We start from the raw sequence: 4,862 nt of genomic DNA on the forward strand, positions 1-4,862 counted from the left end.
CCGCCGCGGCGGCCGCCCGCAGACTCCGCGGCGCCCGCGGAGATCACCCGGGTGGCGGCGGCGGTGAACGGGTGACAGCTGCGGTGAACGGGTGACGCCGCGTCAGCCGTACCGGACGGGCAGCCGTACCGGGCGGGAAGCCGGGCCGGCGGCCGGGTGGGACGCAGCGAGCCCCGCCCGTTCCCGGGCGGGGCTCGACCGTCGCACGCGGCGGGCGGCTCAGACGGTGAGGCCGCGCACCGCCAGGTCGGCCAGCGCGAAGACGAAGAGGCTGATCCCGACGAAGCCGTTGACGGTGAAGAACGCGCGGTTCAACCGGGAGAGGTCACCCGGTCGCACGATGGTGTGCTCGTAGGCGAAGGCCGCGGCCACCACGACCAGCCCGCCCCACAGCAGCGGCCCGGCGTCCGTCAGCACGGCGAACCAGGCGAGGAGCGCCAGCGTCACCACGTGGCAGCCCCGGGCCCCGTGGAGCGCGGTGGCGACGGAGAACCGCGCCGGTACGGACCGGACGCCCTCCGCCCGGTCGGCGGCGACGTCCTGGCAGGCGAAGATCAGGTCGAAGCCGCCGATCCACACCCCGACCGCCAGCCCGAGGACGACCGCCTCCCAGGACCAGCTGCCCGTGACGGCCAGCCAGGCGCCGACCGGGCCCATCGCCTGGGCCAGGCCGAGGATGGCGTGCGGATAGTCGGTGAACCGCTTGCCGTACGGGTAGACCACCATCGGCACCACCGCCACCGGCGCCAGCGCCAGGCAGAGCGGGTTGAGCAGCGCCGCGGCCCCCAGGAACACCGCCAGCGCGATCAGCGCGCCCGTCCAGGCGGTGCGCACCGACACCGCGCCGGTGACCAGCTCGCGGGAGGCGGTGCGCGGGTTCCGGGCGTCGATCTCGCGGTCGATGATCCGGTTGGCCGCCATCGCGAACGTCCGCAGCCCCACCATGGCGACGGTCACCAGCAGCAGCGTCAGCCAGTGCACCGTCCCGTCGTCGAGGAACATCGCCGTCAGCGCGGCGATGTAGGCGAAGGGCAGCGCGAAGACCGAGTGCTCGATCATCACCAGGCGCAGGAAGGCCCGCGCCCGGCCCCCGGCGGGGGCACCGGGGGTGGCGGCCGACGGGCCGGCCGCGGTGGTCACAGTCCGTATTCCTTCCAGCGGCTGGTGACCTTCTCCGCGGTCGCCGGGTCCGACACCACCATCTGCGGCCAGCCGCCGTCGCGGGTGTACCCCTCCTCGGGCAGCTTGGCGGTGGCGTCGATGCCCGCCTTGCCGCCCCAGAACTGCTGGTAGGAGGCGTGGTCGAGATGGTCGACCGGGCCCTCGGTCAGCATGAGGTCGCGCGCGTAGTCGGTGTTGCCCAGCGCCCGCCAGGCGACCTCGTGCAGGTCGTGGACGTCGCAGTCGGCGTCCACCACGATGATCAGCTTGGTCAGCGACATCATGTGGGCGCCCCACACCGCCGACATCACCTTCTGCGCGTGCTTGGGGTACTTCTTGTCGATCGAGATGATCGCGCAGTTGTGGAAACCGCCGGCCTCCGGCAGGTGGTAGTCCACGATGTCCGGAATGATGATCTTCAGCAGCGGGAGGAAGAACCGCTCCGTGGCGCGGCCCAGCGGCCCGTCCTCGGTCGGCGGCCGGCCCACGACGATCGACTGGAGCAGCGGCCGCTTCCGGGTCGTCACGCAGTCGATGGTCAGTGCCGGGAACGGCTCCTGCGGCGTGTAGAAGCCGGTGTGGTCGCCGAACGGGCCCTCGGGCAGCATCTCCCCCGGCTCCAGCCAGCCCTCCAGCACGACCTCGGCGTGGGCCGGGACCTGCAGCGGAACGGTCTGGCAGTCGACCATCTCGACCCGCTTGCCGGCGAGGAACCCCGCGAAGAGGTACTCGTCGATGTCGCCGGGGAGCGGCGCGGTGGAGGCGTAGGTGACGGCCGGCGGGCAGCCGAAGGCGATGGCGACCGGCAGCCGCTCGCCGCGGCGCGCCGCGACCTGGTAGTGGTTGCGGCTGTCCTTGTGGATCTGCCAGTGCATGCCGATGGTGCGGCGGTCGTGCCGCTGCAGCCGGTAGAGGCCGAGGTTGCGGATCTCGGTCTCGGGGTCCTTGGTGTGGGTCAGGCCGAGGTTGAAGAAGGAGCCGCCGTCCTCGGGCCAGGTGAAGAGCGCGGGCAGCGCGTCGAGGTCGACGTCGTCGCCGTGCATCACCACCTCCTGCACCGGGCCGCTCTTGACCTTCTTCGGCGGCAGGTGGCTGACGGAGCCCAGCTTGCCGAGCGCCTCCCGCATGCCGACGAACCCCTGCGGCAGCTCCGGCTTGAGCAGGCCGCCGATCTTGTCGCCGATGTCCGCGTAGGACTTCAGCCCCAGCGACTTCAGCAGCCGCCGGTCGGTGCCGAAGACGTTCATCGCCAGCGGGAGCTTCGATCCCTTGACGTTCTCGAAGAGGAGCGCGGGGCCACCGGCCTTGTTGACCCGGTCGGTGATCTCGCCCACTTCCAGGTGGGGATCGACCTCCGCGGTGATCCGTTTGAGGTCCCCGTCCCGCTCCAGGGCGCGCAGCAGCGCGCGGAGGTCGTCGTATGCCATGGGACTCAGTATCGCGGACGCATTACCCTGGCTGTTGTCAGGGGGCCGCTGCCATGCGGCCCGTTACACCCGCTCACCCGGGGGACGAACATGCTCAAGGTACTGATGTTCCTGGTGCCTATCGCGCTGGCCATCTACGCGCTCGTGGACTGCATCAGCACCAAGGACGACGAGATCAAGCACCTGCCGAAGCTGGTCTGGCTGCTCCTGATCGTGTTCGCCTGGATCATCGGCCCGCTCGCGTGGGTCATCGCGGGCCGCAAGCGCAGCCTGCCCAAGGCGCCGGGCTCCCGCCCCGCCGGGGGCGGCGGCTGGGTCGCGCCGGACGACAACCCGGACTTCCTCCGGTCGATCAACCACGAGCAGCAGCGCGAGGAGAACGAGCGCGACAAGGAGCTCCTGGAGAGCTGGGAGGAAGACCTCCGGCGCCGGGAGAGCGAGCTGCGCGACGGCGACGACAACGACGGCAAGGGCGGCAGCGGCCCGGCGGAGGGCAATCCGCCGGCCAAGGGCTGACGAGGCGCCGACACGCCGGCGCGTCCCCGGGCTTCGGGCGGGGGTCGTTCATCACACGATGAGCGGCCCCCGTTCGGCTGTTCCGGGCGGGGGCGGGGGCGCCTGCGGCCCCGGGGATGCCGGCCGGGGAGGACTGGGGCGCCCGGCTGCGACGCCGCGCGCCGCACCCGGGCGCCTCGGTGCGCTCCGAGGCGGGTTCTGCCGGGCTGCGCGCCGCGTCCGCGCTCCGTGGCGCCCGACGGGGGCGCGAAGGGCGTGGGCGCCGTGCCACGGCCCGCTGCTCCCCGCTGCGGCCCGCCGCGCGCGACGGACACGACGGCGGCGCGGCACCGGGTGGACCGGTACCGCGCCGTCGTCGTGGTGCGCGCAGGCGGCCGCCTCGTCGTCGGCCGGCCGCGCGTGTCGGGTCAGACGCCCGAGTAGGAGTGCAGGCTGTTGGCGAACAGGTTCACGCCGTAGTAGTTGATCAGGAAGCAGATGAACGCCGCGATCGCCAGGTAGGCCGCCTTGCGGCCGCGCCAGCCGGCGGTGGCGCGCGCGTGCAGGTAGGCCGCGTAGCCGAGCCAGGTGATCAGCGACCAGACCTCCTTGGGGTCCCAGCCCCAGTACCGGCCCCAGGCGTTCTCCGCCCAGATCGCGCCCGCGATGATCGTGAACGTCCACAGCGGGAAGATCGCGGCGTTGATGCGGTAGGCGAACTTGTCGAGGCTGACGGAGGTCGGCATCCGCTCCAGCACCGAGGAGGCGAACCGGCCCGGGGTACCGCCGGAGGCGAGCTTGGACTCGTACCGGTCGCGGAAGAGGAACGCCACCGTCGCGACCATGCCGAGGTAGAACATCGCGCCGCAGATGATCGCGAGCCCGACATGGATCCACAGCCAGACCGACTGGAGGGCAGGGGGCAGCTGGTCGGTCTCGGTGTGCAGCACGGTCACGGCCAGCCCGAGGTCGAGCAGGACGGTGGTGACCAGCGGCAGACCGATCCAGCGGACCTTGCGCCCGGCGGCGAGGAAGCCGAGGAAGCCGAGGACCGCCACGGCGGAGAACGCCGTCGAGAACTCGAACATGTTCGCCCACGGCGCCCGCCCCACGGCGACCGCCCGGGTGATGACCCCGCCGAAGTGCAGCAGGAAGGCGAGGGTGGTCAGCGAGATGGCCACCCGACCGTAGAGGTCGCCCTGCCCGTCGCCGCCCGCAGCGCCCGGGCCGTCCGGCAGGTGGTCGCGCGAGGGGGTGGAGGAGCGCGTCACGACCCGGGGGCGTTCCAGCACCGTGGCCGATCCGCCCTTGCGGACGGTCACGGCGGGCCCGCGGGCCGCCTTCCCGGCCGTGTCGCTGTCCTCGGCCGGAGCCTCGGCGTCGTTGTCCGCGTCCCGGGCACCGGCCTCCTGGGCGCCGAGCGCGGCCGCCGTGCGGGAGACCCGGCTGCGGCTGCCGAAGATCCACTCGGTGATGTACGCGATGAACGCCAGGGCGTACACGACCATCGCGGTGTAGATCATGAGCTTGCCGAAATCGGCGAGCTCTGCGTCGGCGGCAAGCACCACGGAACTACTCCTTCACGTCTTCGCTGCGGCTGCCGGTGGCAGCCTCGGGGTCGGTGGCGGTCCCGGGCGTGGCGCCCTCCGGGTCCGCCGCGGCGGTGCCGGGACCGTGGGCGGAGCGCGTGCCGGGGCGTCCTTCCCCGTCCCCGGACGCTACCGGGCCGGTGGACCGACCGGGCGCGGCGGCCCGGTCCGCGGGGCCGTCGCCCGGGGC

Annotated in this window: 4 protein-coding genes and 1 pseudogene; 1 reads left to right on the plus strand and 4 read right to left on the minus strand. The window is 72.8% G+C overall.

From position 1 onward, the window contains the following. Window positions 1-219: 219 nt before the first annotated feature. Window positions 220-1,140 (minus strand): menaquinone biosynthesis prenyltransferase MqnP, encoded by a 921-nt coding sequence (gene mqnP, locus HCN52_RS21880; RefSeq protein ID WP_312876830.1) that lies wholly within the window; start codon window positions 1,138-1,140, stop codon window positions 220-222. Next, window positions 1,137-2,588, minus strand: coding sequence for a menaquinone biosynthesis decarboxylase (locus tag HCN52_RS21885; RefSeq protein WP_168090165.1), 1,452 nt, complete (start codon window positions 2,586-2,588; stop codon window positions 1,137-1,139). Before HCN52_RS21885 ends, mqnP begins: the two co-directional genes overlap by 4 nt. Window positions 2,589-2,678: 90 nt before the next feature. Between HCN52_RS21885 and HCN52_RS21890 the strand changes: the two genes are divergently transcribed. Beyond that, window positions 2,679-3,104, plus strand: a complete 426-nt coding sequence (locus HCN52_RS21890; protein ID WP_168090166.1) for a PLD nuclease N-terminal domain-containing protein — start codon at window positions 2,679-2,681, stop codon at window positions 3,102-3,104. Between the two features lie 407 nt (window positions 3,105-3,511). Here the strand turns inward: HCN52_RS21890 and ccsB are convergent, their stop codons facing one another. Both ccsB and HCN52_RS24940 read right to left on the minus strand, forming a co-directional pair. Then, entirely contained in the window at window positions 3,512-4,606 is a 1,095-nt protein-coding gene (gene ccsB / locus HCN52_RS21895; RefSeq protein WP_168090168.1) for a c-type cytochrome biogenesis protein CcsB, read from the minus strand. Window positions 4,607-4,655: 49 nt separating this feature from the next. Further along, window positions 4,656-4,862 (minus strand): annotated as a pseudogene (locus tag HCN52_RS24940) (hypothetical protein); the annotation flags it as partial.

It is taken from the genome of Streptomyces bohaiensis (genome assembly GCF_012033785.1).
GTDB lineage: Bacteria > Actinomycetota > Actinomycetes > Streptomycetales > Streptomycetaceae > Streptomyces > Streptomyces bohaiensis.